Source organism: Pseudomonas sp. 210_17 TE3656 (assembly GCF_054821965.1).
Genome location: NZ_JBTRBC010000001.1, coordinates 4,664,587 through 4,681,868, shown reverse-complemented (window position 1 = coordinate 4,681,868; position 17,282 = coordinate 4,664,587). Strand labels below are relative to the sequence as shown.

Below are 17,282 nucleotides of genomic sequence, written 5' to 3'. Positions count from 1 at the left end.
GAACGGCAGAGCTGGCTCGATTTCTGCTCTTTCCTGCGGGTTACACAGCGAACTCCAGTCATAAGAGAGATCAACGATGAAAGCTGCGCTTAATTCCTTCGTTCCGGGCGCTTTGGCCCTGCTGCTGTTACTGCCCGCAGGCGTCAACGCCAAGGAAGTCGAGAACCAACAGAAACTGGCCAACGTGGTGATCCTCGCCACCGGTGGCACCATCGCAGGCGCCGGCGCCAGCGCCGCCAACAGCGCGACCTACCAGGCCGCCAAGCTGGGGGTGGACAAGCTGATCGCCGGTGTTCCGGAACTGGCAAACCTTGCCAATGTGCGCGGCGAACAGGTGATGCAGATCGCCTCTGAAAGCATCAGCAACGACAACCTGCTGCAACTGGGCAAGCGCGTGGCTGAGCTGGCCGACAGCAAGGACGTCGACGGCATCGTCATCACCCACGGCACCGACACCCTGGAAGAGACCGCCTACTTCCTCAACCTGGTCGAGAAGACCGACAAGCCGATCGTGGTCGTCGGCTCGATGCGCCCGGGCACCGCGATGTCCGCCGACGGCATGCTCAACCTGTACAACGCCGTGGCCGTTGCCAGCAACAAAGACTCGCGCGGTAAAGGCGTACTGGTGACCATGAACGACGAGATCCAGTCGGGTCGCGACGTCAGCAAGACCGTCAACATCAAGACCGAAGCCTTCAAGAGCGCATGGGGCCCGCTGGGCATGGTGGTCGAAGGCAAATCCTACTGGTTCCGCCTGCCAGCCAAGCGCCACACCATGGATTCGGAATTCGACATCAAGAAGATCAGCAGCCTGCCCCAGGTGGACATCGCCTACGGCTACGGCAACGTGACCGACACCGCCTACAAGGCGCTGGCTCAAGGTGGCGCCAAGGCGATCATCCACGCCGGCACCGGCAACGGTTCGGTGTCGTCGCGCGTGGTGCCTGCCCTGCAGGAACTGCGCAAGGAAGGCGTGCAGATCATTCGTTCCTCCCACGTCAACGCCGGCGGCTTCGTACTGCGCAACGCCGAGCAGCCTGACGACAAGAACGACTGGGTCGTAGCCCACGACCTGAACCCGCAAAAAGCGCGGATCCTGGCCATGGTCGCCCTGACCAAGACCCAGGACAGCAAAGAGCTGCAGCGGATCTTCTGGGAATACTGAGTCCAGTACCCCGCCGACGCTTGCCCGCCCTGTAGGACGGGCAAGCGTACCTCCTCCACTCTCCGCAAAAAAACTTTAAACAGACCGCAGCAAACTGCGCGGTTTGCGGTCACATGCGCTCTTTCACTGACGAGCTGTTGCGAAATTGCTTACAGTAAAATACTGTATGCGCATACAGCTAAATAAGGAACGTTTCGTGGCCACCACTTCCGCCCCTGCCAGCAGTTACGAGCAACTGGGCATCCGCATCCAGAAAATCATCAATTCACCGACGGCGCAAAAGTCCCGCGCCGCGCTGATCTTCCGCCTGGAGCACGAGTCACCTGATGACTGGGCCACCCTGCTCGAGGAAATCGGCGAGAACGACAACGTCACCCTCGCCTATCGCGATGACGGTGGCGTGCAGATTTTCTGGGTTGTGCCAAAGGAAGACTGAACCGGCATGAGAGTTTCGTTTTTTGCAGTCGCTTGCCTGCTGTTCAGTGTCACCACCGCCTACGCCGATGCACCGCGCACCTTCAACGAAGCCAAGAAGGTCGCCTGGCGCTTGTATGCACCGCAGTCCACCGAGTTCTACTGTGGCTGCAAATACAACGGCAACAAGGTCGACCTCGCTGCGTGCGGCTATGTCCCGCGCAAGAATGCCAACCGCGCTTCGCGCATCGAATGGGAGCATATCGTTCCGGCCTGGCAGATCGGCCATCAGCGCCAGTGCTGGCAAGACGGCGGGCGCAAGAACTGCACGCGCAACGACAAGGTTTACCAACGCGCCGAAGCCGACCTGCACAACCTGGTGCCGAGCATTGGCGAGGTCAACGGTGACCGCAGCAACTTCAGTTTCGGCTGGCTGCCCGAGCAGCGCGGGCAGTACGGCTCATGCCTGACCCAGATCGACTTCAAGGCCAAGAAGGTCATGCCGCGGCCGTCGATTCGCGGCATGATCGCGCGCACCTACTTCTATATGAGCAAGCAGTACAACCTCAAACTGTCGAAACAGGACCGCCAGCTCTATGAAGCCTGGAACAAGACCTACCCGCCGCAGCCCTGGGAGCGCCAGCGCAACCAGCGGGTGGCCTGTGTGATGGGGCACGGCAACGCGTTTGTCGGCCCGGTCAACCTCAGCGCCTGCGGCTAATCATCAGGCCAGCGTCTGCAGGTAGGCGCTGGCTTGCTGGTAACGGGCCAGGCGCGCCATGTCTTCAGGGCCGGGGATGGCGATGCGCGAGAGGTCGCTGTTGTCGGCAAGGTCAGCCAGTTTCACTACCCGCGCCAACGGATCGCCGCCCAGGCGAATGACGAACGCCTCATAGCTTTCCTGATCGCGGCGACTCAATGCCTGCACCGCCGCGAGGATTTTCAGGGCAAAGCCCTCGCGCGCCAGGTCCGACAAAGTCATGGGGGAATCCTCAAGCACATCGTGCAACACCGCAACGATGCGCTGTTCGACGGTCGAGACCCGCATCATCACCCGCAACGGGTGCAGGATATAGGCGGCGCCGCCCTCGTCCTGCTGCCCTTCGTGTGCCCTGGCTGCCACCGCAATGGCTCGCTCCAGCGTAGACATAAGGCCCTCCCGCTCAACGTTCGCGTCTTTGCAGACGCGCCTTGCTGTAGACATCGGTCAACCTGCCGTCACGCATAGCATAGTCACGCAAATGTCCTTCGACTTCAAAGCCATGGCGCTTATACAGGGCCTGGCGGGTTACCTGCGGATGACTGTACAGCGCGACCAGCCCTTCGATGTGCTGTTCAGTAGCGCGCTGCAGGGTAATGGCGGGGGATGCTTCCTTCATCGTCACGGCTCTCCTTGCGTTGAACCGTGAGTGTACGGGGCCGGGAAAGCTGCTGGCTAGCGCGGCGCGTCGTGCTGGATGACGATCGAGTCAGTACCCAGTCGCGCCATCACATCAGCCTGCTTCGCTTCAGCTTCGGCTTTACTTGGGAACGGACCAAGCAATACCACCGGTTTGCCGTCGCGGTACACCACTGACGAAGGGATCTGTTTTTCGATCAGACGTGCAGTCATGTCGCTCAGGGCGCCCATGTTCGGGCCTTGCACGATTTCGACATCCCAACCTTCAGGGGCGGGTTTATCGGCCATGGCTTCGGCGCTGCGTTGCAGCTCGGCACCGCCACAGGCTTCGCGAATGCGCAGGTTGCTGCCCTTGTCGGCGAGGACGATTTCGTAGCCGTCGGCCTGTTTGAAAGCCACATAGCTGCGGTAAGGCAAAAAGGTACCGGCGTCATCTTTACTGCGCACCTGACCACAGATCGTGCCCTGCTTGTCGATGCGCACGTTGCCGAACTTGGCCGTCTTCGGATTGGGCAACTGCTCGGCAATCTGCTTGTGCACGCCTTCGACTGCATTTTCGCAGCCGGCCAGAGCCAGTACTGCCATTACCATCGCCACTTTGCGCACGCGTCTATCTCCTGGATACAAGCGGCGGATTTTAGCATTTGTGCGCAGGGCAAAGGTTACAATCGGTAGCCTTATCGCGGGGCAAGCCCGCTCCCACAGGTGAGCTCTGTGGGAGCGGGCTTGCCCCGCGATAAGGCCAACGCCACCAAAGGATCCCTATGCGCCAGGCACTGCTGATCATCGACGTACAACCCTCGTTCAACCCGCCGCAATGGTTGATCGACGGCATCAACAGCCTGCTTGGGCGCATGCCCTCGGTGGCCACGGTCGAGCGTCATGATGAAAGCCGCACGCCGTTCCAGCGCCAGCTCGGCTGGCAACCGGCCAAGGATGACGACAGCCTGATCGCCGCCGACCAGGTGTTCATCAAGTACGGCTACAGCCCGTCGCCAGAAACCATCGCCCACCTCAGGCAGCTCAACCCCGAGCGCGTGCTGGTGTGCGGTATCCAGACCGATACCTGCGTGCTGGCTGCAGGCTTTGCCCTGTTCGACGCCGGGCTGACCCCAACGCTGATTACCGACCTGACCGTCGGCTCATCCCTGGACCGCAGCGGGCAACTGGGCGCCCAATTGTGGACCCACCACTTTGGCCACACCACAACCAGCGCCGAGCTGTAATCCAGGCGCAGCAGAATGCAAAAAGGGCGATCCTTTCGGATCGCCCTTTCTGTCGAGATTTGGTAGGCACAATTGGACTCGAACCAACGACCCCCACCATGTCAAGGTGGTGCTCTAACCAACTGAGCTATGTGCCTGCTGTGGGGCGCATAATACGCAGGTCTGTACCTGTCGTAAAGCGAAATCTTATAAAAAAACCAAAAAAATCAGCAGCTTTAGTCTGCGCTGAAAACGCGGCGCCTGCCGCTTGGGAACAAGCGCTTGAGCTGCACAGACAATCTGGCAGACACACGCAAACGGATGGCAAGCAGGCAAAAGGACAGCCCGAAGCGACGACTTAGTATCCGCAGCAACTCAACCGAGTTGCTCGCCGACACTAATAAGAACGGAACCCCGTCCATGCACAAGTCGCCCTTGCTTCGCCTCTCCACGCTCGCCCTGCTGCTCGCAGCTGCCACTCAAGCCAGCGCTTATGAGCTGTATGCCGATGACAACAGCCACCTGAACGCCAATCTCGAAGCGGTGTTCGGGATGTTCCACAGCGAGGAGAACTACGCCATCAGCGGACGCCTGCAACAAGGCTCGTCCTCCTGGCGCGAGGGGTACATCAAATATGGACTCAGTGGCGACCAGGGTCTGGGCGGTGCCGGCAGCGCCTATGGCGCATTCTCGCTGCTCAGCTCAGGAACCTGGGGGGATGGCGATGCCGCAGGCTTCAGCGATGGCTCCGAGCGCACCACCAAAATCGAAGACGCCTACCTCGGCTGGCGCTCCGGCAATTTGCTGCAAAGCCTTGGCGAAGACGGGATTGACCTGTCCTTCGGTCGCCAGAACATCAGCGTCGGTGACGGTTTCCTGATCCAGGGCGATGCGCTCAACCTCGGTAAAGGCCTGGCCGATGGCGAATTCAATCGCGGTGGCGCCTACTACCTGGCCGCGCGCAAAGCCTTTGACCAGACCGCCGTGCTGCGCCTGGGTGGCAAACAAGGCTGGCGCAGCGACCTGATGTGGCTGAAGTCGGACAACCGCGCCCAGGCCAAGACCGAAATGTACGTAGCGACCCTGGAGCACGTGGCCGATGCCGGCACCGTAGGCTTGACCTACATCGACACCACCGACGTGGATGAAGAGTTCGCGTCGCCGGCACAACTTGAACGCGACGGCATGAAGACTTACAGCCTGCGCGCCGCCGGCAACGCCGGAGTGGAAAACCTGTTCCTCTCCGGCGAATACGCCAAGCAGGACAAACCCCACACCAGCACTGAAGACGCCTGGTATCTGGAGGCCGGCTGGACCTTCGCCGACGTCGCCTGGTCGCCGAACGTCAGCTATCGCTACAGCCGCTACTCGCAAGGCTACGACCCACTGTTCAATGGTTTTAGCCGTGGCTACGGCACCTGGTTCCAGGGTGAGGTCGCCGGCAACTATGCCGGCCCGTTCAACAGCAACACGCGCGTCCAGAAAGTCGAGCTCAAGGTATCGCCGCTGGAAAACCTGAACATCGGCCTGCTGGCGTTCAACTTCGACACCATCGACCGTAACCTTGGCAATACCGACGGCCAGGAATTCAACCTGTATGCCGAATGGGCCGTCAACGAGCACCTGATGGTGATGCCGCTCGTTGGCCTGTACCAACCGGACAAGAGCGCAGAACAAGGCGGCACCCAACTGGGCAGCAACAGCAACAACCTGTACAGCCAGCTGATATTTGCTACCTCCTTCTGAAGCCTCGCGGGTGGCGGCAGCGCCGTCACCCGCTGAGCATTCGCCTCGATCCGGGTCCCTCCCATGCGCTCCAGTCTCCTGACTATCCAAAGCAAGATCACCCTGCTCGCCAGCCTCTGCCTGTTGCTGATCGTCGCCCTGTTGGTAGGGCTGTCGCTGTATCAGGCCGGGAACAGCAGCGAACAGGTCAAGCATTCCAGCAGCGCCATGCTCGCCAGCGCCGCCGAAAGCCATATGCAGGCACTGGCCAAGGTGCAGGCCTTGCAGGTGCAACGCACCTTCATGCAAACCCATGAGTACGGCCAAGGGCTGTCACGCTACCTGCTCTATCTGCGTCAACGCGCACAACACGGCGAGCTGGCGCCGCAGCAATTACGCCAGGAGCTGACCCGGCAACTGCGTCAGGCCTTGATCGACAAGCCCGATCTGCTCGGCCTTTACGTGATTTTCGAAGCCAACGCCCTGGACGGCGCCGATAGCCGTTTCGCCGGTCAGACCGAGCTGGGCAGCAACGAGGCCGGACGTTACGCCCTGTACTGGGTGCAAAGCACACCAGGCGAACTGCAACCGGTCATCGGCGACGAGGGCCTGCTGGCTAATACCCAGCCCGGCCCCAGCGGCAGCCCGTACAACGCGTTTTATACCTGCGCCCGCGACCGTCAGGCGGCCTGTGTACTCGAACCCTACTTCGACGAGGCTTCCGGTACGCGCAAGCTGGTCACCAGCATCGCCTTCCCGCTTATGGAAAACGGCAAAGTCATCGCTGTCATCGGCCTCGACATCAACCTCGCCGCCCTGCAACAGAGCAGCGAGGCCAGCAGTCGTGGCTTGTTCGACGGCAACGGCAGGATCAGCATCATCAGCCCGAGCGGTGTGATAGCAGCGTACAGCCAGGATGCCAGGCGACTCGGCCAGCGCCTGAGCCAGGTCCTGGGCAGCGAGGCCGACAGGGTGCCGGGCGCACTGCAAAAAAACCAGGCCAAGGTGTTCGTCGACCAGCAACAGATCAACGTACTCGAGCCGCTTGCACCCATCACCGACGCCGCGCCCTGGGGCATCCTCGTAGGCGTGCCGCAGAACATCCTGCTGGCGCCAGCTGAGCGTCTGCAACAAGAGCTCGACCGCCAGCGCGAGCAGGCCACTACTCTGGAACTGCTGCTCGGTGGCGGCGCGGCCTTGCTCGGCGTGCTGCTGATCTGGCTGGCGGCCCTGCGCATCACCCGCCCGCTGCAGAGCCTGACCCACATGCTCGAAGACATCGCCGAGGGTGAAGGCGACCTGACCCGCCGCCTGGCCGTGCAGTCGCGCGACGAGATCGGCCAGTTGGCCAAAGCCTTCAACCGCTTCGTCGAACGTATCCACACCTCGATCGGTGAAGTGTCGTCGACCACTCGCCAACTCAACGAGGTCGCCACCCGGGTGGTCAACGCCTCCAACTCGTCCATGAGCAACTCCGACGAACAGGCCAGCCGCACCAACAGCGTAGCTGCCGCGATCAACCAGTTGGGCGCCGCCGCCCAGGAAATTGCACGCAACGCCGCGCACGCTTCCCATCAGGCCTCGGACGTCCGGCAACTGGCCGAAGAAGGCAGCCAGGTACTGAAAAAGACCATCTCGGCGATGCACCAGCTGTCGAGCAAAATCAGCGCCTCCAGCAGCAATATCGAAATGCTCAACAGCAAAACCGTGGATATCGGCCAGATCCTCGAAGTGATCAAAAGCATCTCCGAGCAGACCAATCTGCTGGCCCTTAACGCCGCCATCGAAGCGGCGCGCGCCGGGGAAGCCGGGCGCGGCTTTGCCGTGGTCGCCGACGAGGTGCGCAACCTGGCCCACCGCACCCAGGCCTCGGCGCAGCAAATCCAGAGCATGATCGAGGGCCTGCAGGTGGACGCCCGCGACTCGGTCACCACCATGACCGAAAGCCAAAGCCACAGTGCAGAAAGCGTGACCATCGCCAATCAGGCCGGCGAACGCCTGGGCAGCATGACTCTGCGTATCGGTGAGATCGACGGCATGAACCAGTCAGTGGCCACCGCAACCGAAGAGCAAACCTCGGTGATCGAAGCCCTGAACATGGACATCAGCGAGATCAACACCCTCAACCAGCAAGGCGTGGAAAACCTCAACGCCACCCTGCGCGCCTGTGGCGATCTGGAACAGCAGGCTGCCCGCCTGAAGCACCTGGTGGACAGTTTCCGTATCTGATTTGCACCGCAAACACGGACTGGCACAGGCAAACAACGGGTTGGCAGGCACAGCAATGTCGCCTGTACGCCCTCAGGGCAGACTAGGCCTGCACAACCCTGCCAATGCCTTCGCGATCCGCTAAATCCAATAATTAAGGGAGCCCCCCTGATGCGAATAACCAGGATCCTTGCTCAAACCACCCTGGCTCTTGGCGTGTCGCTAGCCGGCGCGTACCCCGCCCTCGCCGAGCTGCCCGCTGACAGCGGCATCGGCCAGACCGTGTTGCCGTTCCCGCCATCGCCGCACCGCGCCTATATGGTCGATGTCGAGTTCGACAATTTTGTCACCGGCCGTGTGGTCGTGGTCGACCCGGACCAGAAGCGTTTCCTCGGCATGATCAGCACCGGCTTCGCCGCCCCTTCGACCCTGAGCCGGGACGGCAAGCTGCTGTACAGCGCCGACCTGTTCTATTCGCGCGGCACCCGCGGCACCCGCACCGACGTGTTGACCGCCTGGGATACCTCCAAGCTGGCACCGGAGTGGGAAGTGGTCATTCCGGCCAAGCGCGCCGAGTCGCTGACCCAGCGTTTCGGCCTTTCCACCAGCGCCGACGACCACTTCGTCTACGTCTACAACTTCACTCCGTCGACTTCGATCACCGTGGTCGACACCCAGTCCAGGGCCGTGGCCGGCGAAATCGCCATTCCCGGCTGCGTGCTCAGCTATCCGGTGGGCAAGCGCCGCATCGCCTCGCTGTGCGGCGACGGCAGCATCCAGCTGCTGACCCTCGACGACAGCGGCAAGGAAACCGCGCGTACCCAGACCAAGTTCTTCGACCCGAATGCGGAGAAGCTGGTGGAGCGCGGCGTGAACGTCGGCGACACCTTCTACTTCACCACCACCACCGGCACCGTGTACACCCTGGACCTGTCTGGGAAGGAAGCGAAAATCCTGCCGACCTGGTCGCTGGTCAACGACGAAGAGAAGAAAGCTGGCTGGGCGCCGGGCGGCTGGCAGCTGATAGCTGTCGCACCAAAGCTCAACCGCCTGTACGTGCTGATGCACGACGCCCACGAGGCGATGAAGTGGGAAGACCCGAGCAACACCATCTGGGCCTTCGACCTCAAGAGCCAGAAGAAGATCGCCACCCTGAGCACCGAAGGTGCGCCGATCTGGAGCCTGCAGGCCACCAGCGACGACAACCCGCTGCTGCTCGGCATCAACGTCGGTGGCGGCATGGACATCTTCGACCTCAAGAGCGGCAAGCACACCGGCACGATGGAAAAGCTGCATAAAACCGCCACGCAGATTCTCAGCCACTGAGCGAGGTGAATTCATGCACATCGATCCGATCCTGATCATCGCCAGCGCGATCACCGTTGCGGTGATCCTGGCCAGCGCCGCAACCCACAAGCTCCGGGCGCCGGCACGCTTTCGCAAACAACTGGAGGATTATCAGCTGCTGCCGCAAGCGCTGCTCAAGCTGGTCGCCCGTGGCCTGCCGCTGGTGGAAATCGGCGTGGCCTTCGCCCTGCTGGTTCCGGCCAGCCGGCCGACCGCCGCCCTGCTGGCCGCAGCGCTACTGGCGCTGTACGCAGCCGCCATCGGCATCAACCTGTGGCGCGGTCGCGCCGACATCGACTGCGGCTGCTCGGGCCCCGACCAGGCGCAACCGCTGCGCCCTGTGCTGCTGGTGCGCAATAGCGTACTGGTGATGTTGGCGCTGGCCGCCGGCATCGCCCCGCAGGCGCGCGACCTCGGCTTGTTCGACGGCTTCGTGGTAATCGCCGCGAGCGCCGTTGCGCTGCTCATCTACGCCGCCGCCGAAGGCCTGCTGGCCAACGGTCCTCGTCTGTTCAAACTTATTGGAAGGTAAATTATGGAAGGCTTGATCGTCTCCAACATCCTGCTCTGGGCACTGCTGATCGCCCTCGCCTTCGCCGTGATGGGTCTGGTCCGCCAGATCGGCGTACTGCACTCACGCCTGGCCCCGGCCGGTGCACTGATGGTCGACAAGGGCGTTGCGGTCAACGAGCCGGCGCCACAAGTCACTGCCGCCGATCGCAACGGCCGCCCGGTCAACTTCGGCTACGCCGGTGAAAAAGCCCAGTTGCTGTTCTTCCTCTCGCCGACCTGCCCGATCTGCAAATCACTGCTGCCGGCGATCAAGTCGATCGCCAAGGAGCAGGCCAACCGCCTCGACGTGGTGTTCGTCAGCGACGGCGACATGGACGCCCAGCAGAAGCTGATCCAGGAACACAAGCTCGAAGACGCCACCTACGTGGTCGGCCCGCAAGTCGGCATGACCTACCAGATCGGCAAGCTGCCCTACGCGGCGCTGATCGACCAGAGCGGCGTGTTGCGCGCCAAGGGCCTGGTCAACTCGCGCGAACACCTCGACAGCCTGTTCGAAGCCGAGCACCTGGGCAGCGCCACCCTGCAGCAGTACCTGCACGGTAACAGCGACACGCATGGTCATGCCCATGCCCACAGCACTCCACACTCCCACGCATAACGATAACGAAAGGACAGGCCCATGAAACTCCTCGACCTCCTGTTCGAGCGCTCTGCCCGCCACGTCGCCGACACCACCTCGCGGCGCAAACTCCTCGGCCGCATCGGTTCGCTGATGATTGCCGGCGCGGCCCTGCCTGTACTGTTGCCGATCGACCGCACCAGCAAGGCGCTGGCCGCCGACAAGCCAATGGCTGGCGATCCGGGTGACCCGAACAGCTGCGACTACTGGCGTTACTGCTCGATCGACGGCTTTCTGTGCTCCTGCTGCGGCGGTAGCGTGAATTCGTGCCCACCCGGCACAGAGGCCTCCCAGGTGACCTGGATTGGCACCTGCCGCAACCCTGCGGACGGCAAGGACTACATCATTTCCTACAACGACTGCTGCGGTAAGCACAGCTGCAACCAGTGCGCCTGTACCCGCAACGACAGCGAGGAACCGGCCTATCGGCCGTTCAACAACAACGATGTGAACTGGTGCCTGGCCGCCAAGTCGCACATCTACCATTGCACCGTGTCGATCATCCGCGGCATCGCGGTCTGAGGTGGCGACGATCATGCGCTCTTTGCTGATCATCGGTCTGACCTGCGCCCTGGCAGCTCCGCAGGCCATGGCGCGGGCTATTCCCGACCCGAACCAGAAACACGCGCCCGGCAACGAAGCGGTGCAAACCCCTATCGCCCAGGCGGGCTACAGCGCGGCGGTGAACTATCAGTTGCAGTGCGCGGGTTGTCATCTCGGCGACGGCAGCGGCTCCAGGGCCAATGATGTGCCGCGCATGAAAGACTTCGTCGGGAATTTCCTCAAGGTCGACGGTGGACGCGAGTTCCTTGTGCGGGTGCCGGGTATGGCCCAGTCGGCACTCAACGATGAGCAACTGGCGGTGCTGATCAACTGGCTGATGCGTAAAGACGGTATTGCCGGTACGAGTCTGCCTGAGCGCTACCAGCCGTACACCGGCGAGGAAGTGGCGGCGGTGAGGCACAGGTCGGTGCTCAATGTGCCGAATGCCCGTGCCGGGCTGATCAGCCAGATGCGTGCCAAGGGGATCGCGATAGAAGATGGTATGAGTTATTGAGGGTGTGCTGAGATTGAGCCCGCCTATTGGCGGGCTTTTTGTTGGGGGGTGTTGCGGCTGCGGGCTTATCCATTTTTTGTGGCGAAGCTGCCGGCCCCTTCCGCCTTTACGGCGGGTCCCTTTTGTCTTGGCAAAAGGAACCAAAACCGCTGGCTCCTGCATCCGGCCCTACGCTGCGCTTCGGGTCCCTTCGCTACGGTGTCTTCCAGGGGCATCGCGGCCTACGACTTGCTTCGCCAAGTCTACGGCTCGCGAACTTCGGCTCTGGCCGAAGGGTGCTGCGCACCAGCCCCCTCCAGACACCTACGCTCAGCCTCCTGAAGTCGCAAAGTTACGGGTGGCGCCTGCACTGGCGTATCTTCGAAATCAAATATTGGCGCAGCCAAGCTGATCTTGATCTTGATCTTGATCTTGATCTTGATCTTCATGCACGCAAGTTCAGGCGCCGCGGACTGCGACTTCAGGAGGCTGAGTGGAGGTGCCTGTAGGGGCCAGTGCGTAGCACCTTCGGCGTAGCCGAAGAGCGCGAGCCGTAGACTTGGCGAAGCAAGTCGTAGGCCGCGTGGCCCCGGAAGGTGCCGTAGCGAAGGAACCCGGAGCGCAGCGTAGGGCCGGATGCAGGAGCCAGCGGTTTTGGTTCCTTTTGCCAAGACAAAAGGGACCCGCCGTAAAGGCGGAAGGGGCCGCCAGCTTCGCCACACAAAATGGATAAGCTCGCAGCAAAAAAATGGCAGACCCACGGCCTGCCCTAAAGAGCAAAAAGCGATCAGTGCGCAATACACACCGATTTGACCTCGGTATAAGCCTCAACCACCGACCGACCAAACTCACGCCCCATGCCTGATTGCTTGACCCCACCGAACGGCATGTTCGGATCAAGCAACACATGGGCATTGACCCAAACAGTCCCCGCCTCGATACGCGGCACCAGGTTCATCGCCTTGGTCAGGTCATTGGTCCACAGACTGGCAGCCAGGCCGTATACGCTGTCGTTGGCCATGGCGATGGCCTGATCCTCGTCATCGAACGGAATGACCGACAGCACCGGGCCGAACACTTCAGCACGAGCCACCGCCATGTCATGGTTGACGTCAGCGAGCACCGTCGGCTGCACGTAGAAACCGGCACTCTCCACCAGCTCGCCACCGGTAACCACACGGGCGCCTTCCTGCTTGGCCGTCTCGATATGCTTGAGCACACTCTGCTGCTGCTTGCGCGACACCAGCGGGTTGACCGCCGCGGCGGTATCCATGCCCGCTCCGATCGACATGGTCGAAACCGCTGCAGCCAGACCGGCGACGAAATCATCGTAGCGCGAGCGGTGCACATAGAAACGCGAAGCGGCAGCACACACCTGGCCGTTGTTGAGCAGGCCACCCAAAAGCGCGCCCTGCACGGCTTTGTCGATATCGGCGTCAGCAAGAATGATCATCGGATTCTTGCCACCCAGCTCGAGCGCGAAGCGGGTCATGTTCTGCACCGCGACGCCGCCGACGATCTTGCCCACGGCGGTGGAACCGGTGAACGACACCTTGTCGATCTTCTGGTGCGAGGCAAGCGCCTGCCCGACGTTGCCTGCCCCGGTCACCAGGTTGAACACACCAGCAGGAATGCCCGCTTCGATGGCCAGCTCGGCCAGGCGCAGAGCGGTCAGCGGGGTTTCCGGCGACGGTTTGATCACCACCGTGCAGCCGGTGGCCAATGCTGGCATCAACTTCCAGGTGGTGATCATCAGCGGGAAGTTCCATGGCACGATACCGGCCACTACCCCCACCGGCTCGCGGCGGGCAAACGCCGTGTAGCGCGCGCCCTCCGGCAACGGGATGGAGACATCGAGGGCCTGCCCTTCAATCTTGGTCGCCCAACCGGACATGTAGCGCATGAATTCAACGGTGGCCCCGACATCAAGCATTCGCGCCATGTTGATCGATTTGCCCTGGCACAGGGTTTCCAGCTGCGCCAACTCCTCACCATGCGCTTCCACCAGGGCAGTGAAACGCAGCAGGATGCGCTCGCGATCAGCCGGGCGCAGGCCAGACCAGACCCGTGCTTCGTGCGCCTTGCGCGCCGACAGCACAGCGCGCTCGACCAGCTCGACGCTGGCGTCGGCCACCTGGGCGATGGTTTCACCGGTCGCCGGGTTCAATACCGGCGAGGTGGCGCCTTCAGGCACAACCCACTGGCCATCGATGAAGCAACCGTGCCGACGCTGCAAAAAAGCGGCGACCTGTGGCAGTACATCAACCTTGCTCATTGTCATTCCTCATCATTCATTGGGTCGACCCAGGCTCACTGCCGGGTCAGGAAACAGGCAACCGCTGCACTATCTTCTCCAGCGGCCATTCCCGCGTAGAGCATGTAGGTTCCAGGCACGTAAGCCTGCGGCTGAGTGATGAAGGCCTGCAGGCTTTCGGCTTTCCAGTCCACGGCCTTGTCCTTCATCGCCTGGGAATAGCTGAAGCCCGGGAAGGTGCCCGAGGTGCGGCCCGCCACCCCATTGAGGTTGACCCCCATCATGCCCGTCACGCCTTTCTGGACGGCATGACACACCGAGCACTCCTGAGCGAACAGCTTGCTGCCCTTGTCCACCGATGCTGGCGCGCAGGCGGCTGCCTGCACCTGAGAAACCTGGAACAGCGCCAGCACGGTGAGGCCGGCCAGGCACTGGCGAATCTTGTTGTTATGCATGGAACTGAAACCTCTGACCTGAGCATCCGCTTTGCCCACTACAACTCCTGCCATGGGAGAAACCATCGGCTGCGCAGGACGGACGATGGTCTTTGACCTGTCGATTTAAACCGCAGTGGCCAAACAAGGTTTTTTTCTGCATGCCAGTCGTATTGGCTGCACTGCCAACATGACCGGGCATTGATGAGCGAAGCGCGCTATTGGCGGCTCAGGGGACACAACCCTTCACGTCTGATCAGGGTTGCGGTGGGCGGGAAATCAGTGCTGGTAACGCTTGCGGTACTCGCCGGGCGCTACACCAAAACGGGCTTTGAAGGCGGTGGAGAAATAGCTGGCGTCGGAGAACCCCCAGGAATAACCCAAGGCGGAAAGCTTCTGCTCCGCCCCACTGTGGCGCAAGGACTCGGCGCAGAAATCCAGGCGACGGTTCTTGATGTACTGGGCAACCACCAGGCCTTTCTTCGAGAACATGCGGTACAAACCGCGCACCGACACCCCTACTTCGCGCGCCAGAAGCTCGGGGCACAATTCTTCGCTGCGAATGTTTTCATCGATGAACGCCAGGGTCTTGCGGAACATCCGCTCGTGCACATCCGGGTCAGCCTCGGTACTGCCAATGACCGGGCGCAACAAGCTGACGATGGCATCCAGCGTGGCTTCGCTCTCGTGCAGGCTGAGCGTGTCCAGACGGCTCGCCTCCAACACCAGTCGATTGGCCAGCAGCGCAATCGGCGAGCTGGCATCGATCCGTTGAGCACAGCGAATGTTACTGAAACGCTGGCTGTGCTCGACCAGATGCCGGGGCAGAATCAACGACAGCTGGCGCGAGTTGTCGCTGTAGGTGAAATCGCTTGGCAAGGTCGCATCGATCAGCGTGATATCGCCAGGACGCAACGTCACGCGCTGGCCATCCTGCTCCATTGCCGCATGGCCCTGCAGCTGGAACGCGGCGAAGAAATGCCTGCCCTCGCTCTGCTCTACTTCACGTCCGGTGCGATAGAGACGAGCTTGAGCGACATCAACGAGACTCAGCTTGATCGCGCCGACCTTGTGCTCCTTAACCGAGCCGGAAAAGTCGGGCCCCAGGGTGCTGGCACAAAAACGGCCACAAGCCTGGTTGATTTGCTGCAGCCATTCATCAAAACGGTCTGCCCTGAGCGCACTTGCAGTCATCACGATGTCACAGGCCTCTCTGCTATTTTTATTATTAGCCAGGCACCGACCTCATCGCGCCTGGGTTACCTCATTGTCCGGCAATTTCTCCGTCACCTGCCGCGGCTATTTAAGCCCGCCGAAGCGCCGATAGAAACTCTCTCCGACCTCCGGTAACGGACCGTCGGCCGTTTCCAGCGCGCTGCTGAGAAACTCTTCGCCTCTGGCCTGGACCAGACGATAGATATTGCGGCACAGCTGACGCGCCGCCCGCCCTTCCCAGTCCCCCGGGAGCAGCTCTTCGGGCAGTTGCGGATCGCGCAACAGCAACTTGCGGTATTCATGAATCAGCAAGGTTCGCGCCAGAAAACAGTCCATCGGCTGCAGCTCATCCTGCTCGCGCAGCGCTTGCCACAATGGCCGGAACAACTGGATGAACTCGCTGTACTGCGCGGCCAGCGCCTCGATGTTCCAACTCTCGCGCACCTGCATGCGCAGTGCCTTGGAGGCCAGTACGTCCTGCGCGGTGGTTTCAAACAGAATGGTGTCTTCCAGTACCTCAAGATCCTGCAGGGTCGCCACCACATCGGCGCGTTCACAGCGCGGGCAAGCCAGCATCACCGGCGAGATCGCACCAAAACCTTGCCACTCCAGCTCTTCGCGCACCTGTTTGCGCTTGTCCTGCGGCAGTTGCGAAAGCAGCACCAGGGTCCAGGAACCATCCCAGGCGGGCAGCGCCGAACTGTAAACGCGCTTGAACGCCTTCTCGAATCGCCGACGACCGGTCCCGGTCAGGCTGTAGTAACTGCGTCGACCGACCTTCTCGGCGCTCAACCAGCCTTCCTTGGTCAAGCGGAATATAGAGGTACGAATCAGCCGCTCGTTGATGCCAATGGGTTCGAGCAACTGGATCAGGCTACCGAGCCAGACCGTTCCACCATGTGGTTCGATGGCATCACCGTAGAGGGTGATGATCAGCGAACTGGCACGCAGCGGAGTTTGCTGCTGGAAGCGGGCGATCAACTGATTGAGGGGAGCAAGGGACGTCATGGGAGAACCGGGCATGAGATTGCTGCGAAATATACCCGCTGAGCGCCAGTCCTGACCATTGCCAGCAAGCTTCGCCGCACTGTTCATCGCCCCTCCCCTTTGGGCCGCAAGGTGCTGGCACTGATCCGCGGGCGAGCCGCTTCGACCTCGCGCAGCGGCTCGCAGGCGACCAGGCCCTGCAGGCAACGCTGGGCAAGACGCTGGTATTCCTCGGTACCCGCCAGCTTCCAGGCCACCTCCTCATCACTGAGGCGACGTTTGACCTGCGCAGGCGAACCGAGCACCAGCGACTGCTCGTCGCAACGAAAGCCGGCTTTGACGAACGTAGTGGCGGCAACGAACGAGCGCGCACCGATCTCGGCGTTGTCCATGACCACCGCATTCATGCCGACCAGTACGTCGTCACCGATGCGGCAGCCGTGCAGCACCGCGCCGTGGCCGATGTGGCCGTTGCGCCCGACCACCGTGTCACTCTCAGGGAAGCCGTGCATCACGCAGGTGTCCTGAATATTGGCGCCCTCTTCCAGGACGATGCGCCCGAAGTCGCCGCGCAGGCTGGCCAACGGGCCGACATAGCAGCCGGCAGCGATGATCACGTCGCCGATCAGCACCGCACTGGGGTGCACATAGGCGCTGGGGTGGACGACCGGGGTCAGGCCGTCGAGGCTGTAGCACGTCAT

At 61.8% G+C, this 17,282-nt stretch carries 19 protein-coding genes, 1 tRNA gene and 1 pseudogene; 11 read left to right on the top strand and 10 right to left on the bottom strand.

What is annotated here, in order from left to right; genetic code table 11:
• Positions 1–76 precede the first annotated feature (76 nt).
• The 3 genes from ACVI9W_RS21795 to ACVI9W_RS21785 all read left to right on the top strand — a co-directional run bounded on the left by ACVI9W_RS21795 (position 77) and on the right by ACVI9W_RS21785 (position 2,300).
• Positions 77–1,165 (top strand): asparaginase, encoded by a 1,089-nt coding sequence (locus ACVI9W_RS21795; RefSeq protein ID WP_461531159.1) that lies wholly within the window; start codon positions 77–79, stop codon positions 1,163–1,165.
• A 166-nt stretch (positions 1,166–1,331) separates the two neighbouring features.
• On the top strand, positions 1,332–1,601 hold the full coding sequence (locus ACVI9W_RS21790; protein WP_461531158.1) for a DUF1654 domain-containing protein: 270 nt from the start codon (positions 1,332–1,334) through the stop codon (positions 1,599–1,601).
• A 6-nt stretch (positions 1,602–1,607) separates the two neighbouring features.
• Positions 1,608–2,300, top strand: coding sequence for an endonuclease (locus ACVI9W_RS21785; protein WP_461531157.1), 693 nt, complete (start codon positions 1,608–1,610; stop codon positions 2,298–2,300).
• 3 nt (positions 2,301–2,303) lie between these two features.
• Here the strand turns inward: ACVI9W_RS21785 and ACVI9W_RS21780 are convergent, their stop codons facing one another.
• The 3 genes and pseudogenes from ACVI9W_RS21780 to ACVI9W_RS21770 form a co-directional block, all read right to left on the bottom strand.
• Complete coding sequence (locus tag ACVI9W_RS21780) at positions 2,304–2,729, bottom strand: GTP pyrophosphokinase (protein WP_461531156.1); 426 nt, start codon at positions 2,727–2,729, stop codon at positions 2,304–2,306.
• 13 nt (positions 2,730–2,742) lie between these two features.
• Positions 2,743–2,859: pseudogene (locus ACVI9W_RS21775) on the bottom strand (GNAT family N-acetyltransferase); the annotation flags it as partial.
• A gap of 155 nt (positions 2,860–3,014) precedes the next feature.
• On the bottom strand, positions 3,015–3,584 hold the full coding sequence (locus ACVI9W_RS21770; RefSeq protein WP_038609573.1) for an SPOR domain-containing protein: 570 nt from the start codon (positions 3,582–3,584) through the stop codon (positions 3,015–3,017).
• A 158-nt stretch (positions 3,585–3,742) separates the two neighbouring features.
• On the opposite strand from ACVI9W_RS21770, the gene ACVI9W_RS21765 reads away from it, so the two are divergent.
• On the top strand, positions 3,743–4,204 hold the full coding sequence (locus ACVI9W_RS21765; RefSeq protein ID WP_157192020.1) for a cysteine hydrolase family protein: 462 nt from the start codon (positions 3,743–3,745) through the stop codon (positions 4,202–4,204).
• 60 nt (positions 4,205–4,264) lie between these two features.
• Here the strand turns inward: ACVI9W_RS21765 and ACVI9W_RS21760 are convergent.
• Positions 4,265–4,341 (bottom strand) — tRNA-Val (locus ACVI9W_RS21760).
• 262 nt (positions 4,342–4,603) lie between these two features.
• Here ACVI9W_RS21760 and ACVI9W_RS21755 point away from each other — a divergent pair.
• The 7 genes from ACVI9W_RS21755 (at position 4,604) to ACVI9W_RS21725 (ending at position 11,712) form a co-directional block, all read left to right on the top strand.
• A complete protein-coding gene (locus ACVI9W_RS21755) occupies positions 4,604–5,929 on the top strand; it encodes an alginate export family protein (protein ID WP_461531155.1) in 1,326 nt (441 codons plus the stop codon).
• A gap of 63 nt (positions 5,930–5,992) precedes the next feature.
• The gene (locus ACVI9W_RS21750; protein WP_461531154.1) at positions 5,993–8,137 is read left to right on the top strand and encodes a methyl-accepting chemotaxis protein; all 2,145 of its coding nucleotides are present in this window, start codon (positions 5,993–5,995) and stop codon (positions 8,135–8,137) included.
• A 150-nt stretch (positions 8,138–8,287) separates the two neighbouring features.
• Entirely contained in the window at positions 8,288–9,442 is a 1,155-nt protein-coding gene (locus tag ACVI9W_RS21745) for an amine dehydrogenase large subunit (protein WP_461531153.1), read from the top strand.
• 13 nt (positions 9,443–9,455) lie between these two features.
• Positions 9,456–9,995, top strand: a complete 540-nt coding sequence (locus ACVI9W_RS21740; protein WP_157192016.1) for a MauE/DoxX family redox-associated membrane protein — start codon at positions 9,456–9,458, stop codon at positions 9,993–9,995.
• Between the two features lie 3 nt (positions 9,996–9,998).
• A complete protein-coding gene (mauD, locus tag ACVI9W_RS21735) occupies positions 9,999–10,634 on the top strand; it encodes a methylamine dehydrogenase accessory protein MauD (protein WP_461531152.1) in 636 nt (211 codons plus the stop codon).
• A 21-nt stretch (positions 10,635–10,655) separates the two neighbouring features.
• Positions 10,656–11,177, top strand: coding sequence for a methylamine dehydrogenase light chain (locus ACVI9W_RS21730; RefSeq protein ID WP_157192014.1), 522 nt, complete (start codon positions 10,656–10,658; stop codon positions 11,175–11,177).
• A 13-nt stretch (positions 11,178–11,190) separates the two neighbouring features.
• Positions 11,191–11,712, top strand: coding sequence for a cytochrome C (locus tag ACVI9W_RS21725; protein ID WP_461531151.1), 522 nt, complete (start codon positions 11,191–11,193; stop codon positions 11,710–11,712).
• 242 nt (positions 11,713–11,954) lie between these two features.
• Here ACVI9W_RS21725 and ACVI9W_RS21720 read toward each other — a convergent pair whose 3' ends face one another.
• The 6 genes from ACVI9W_RS21720 to paaY form a co-directional block, all read right to left on the bottom strand.
• Positions 11,955–12,140, bottom strand: a complete 186-nt coding sequence (locus ACVI9W_RS21720; RefSeq protein WP_461531150.1) for a hypothetical protein — start codon at positions 12,138–12,140, stop codon at positions 11,955–11,957.
• Between the two features lie 338 nt (positions 12,141–12,478).
• On the bottom strand, positions 12,479–13,966 hold the full coding sequence (locus tag ACVI9W_RS21715; protein ID WP_461531149.1) for an aldehyde dehydrogenase family protein: 1,488 nt from the start codon (positions 13,964–13,966) through the stop codon (positions 12,479–12,481).
• Between the two features lie 35 nt (positions 13,967–14,001).
• The gene (locus ACVI9W_RS21710) at positions 14,002–14,400 is read right to left on the bottom strand and encodes a c-type cytochrome (protein ID WP_461531148.1); all 399 of its coding nucleotides are present in this window, start codon (positions 14,398–14,400) and stop codon (positions 14,002–14,004) included.
• 258 nt (positions 14,401–14,658) lie between these two features.
• Complete coding sequence (feaR, locus tag ACVI9W_RS21705; protein WP_157192009.1) at positions 14,659–15,576, bottom strand: transcriptional regulator FeaR; 918 nt, start codon at positions 15,574–15,576, stop codon at positions 14,659–14,661.
• Positions 15,577–15,678: 102 nt separating this feature from the next.
• Positions 15,679–16,602, bottom strand: coding sequence for a phenylacetic acid degradation operon negative regulatory protein PaaX (gene paaX, locus ACVI9W_RS21700; RefSeq protein WP_461531147.1), 924 nt, complete (start codon positions 16,600–16,602; stop codon positions 15,679–15,681).
• Between the two features lie 83 nt (positions 16,603–16,685).
• Positions 16,686–17,282, bottom strand: a complete 597-nt coding sequence (paaY, locus tag ACVI9W_RS21695) for a phenylacetic acid degradation protein PaaY (protein ID WP_461531146.1) — start codon at positions 17,280–17,282, stop codon at positions 16,686–16,688.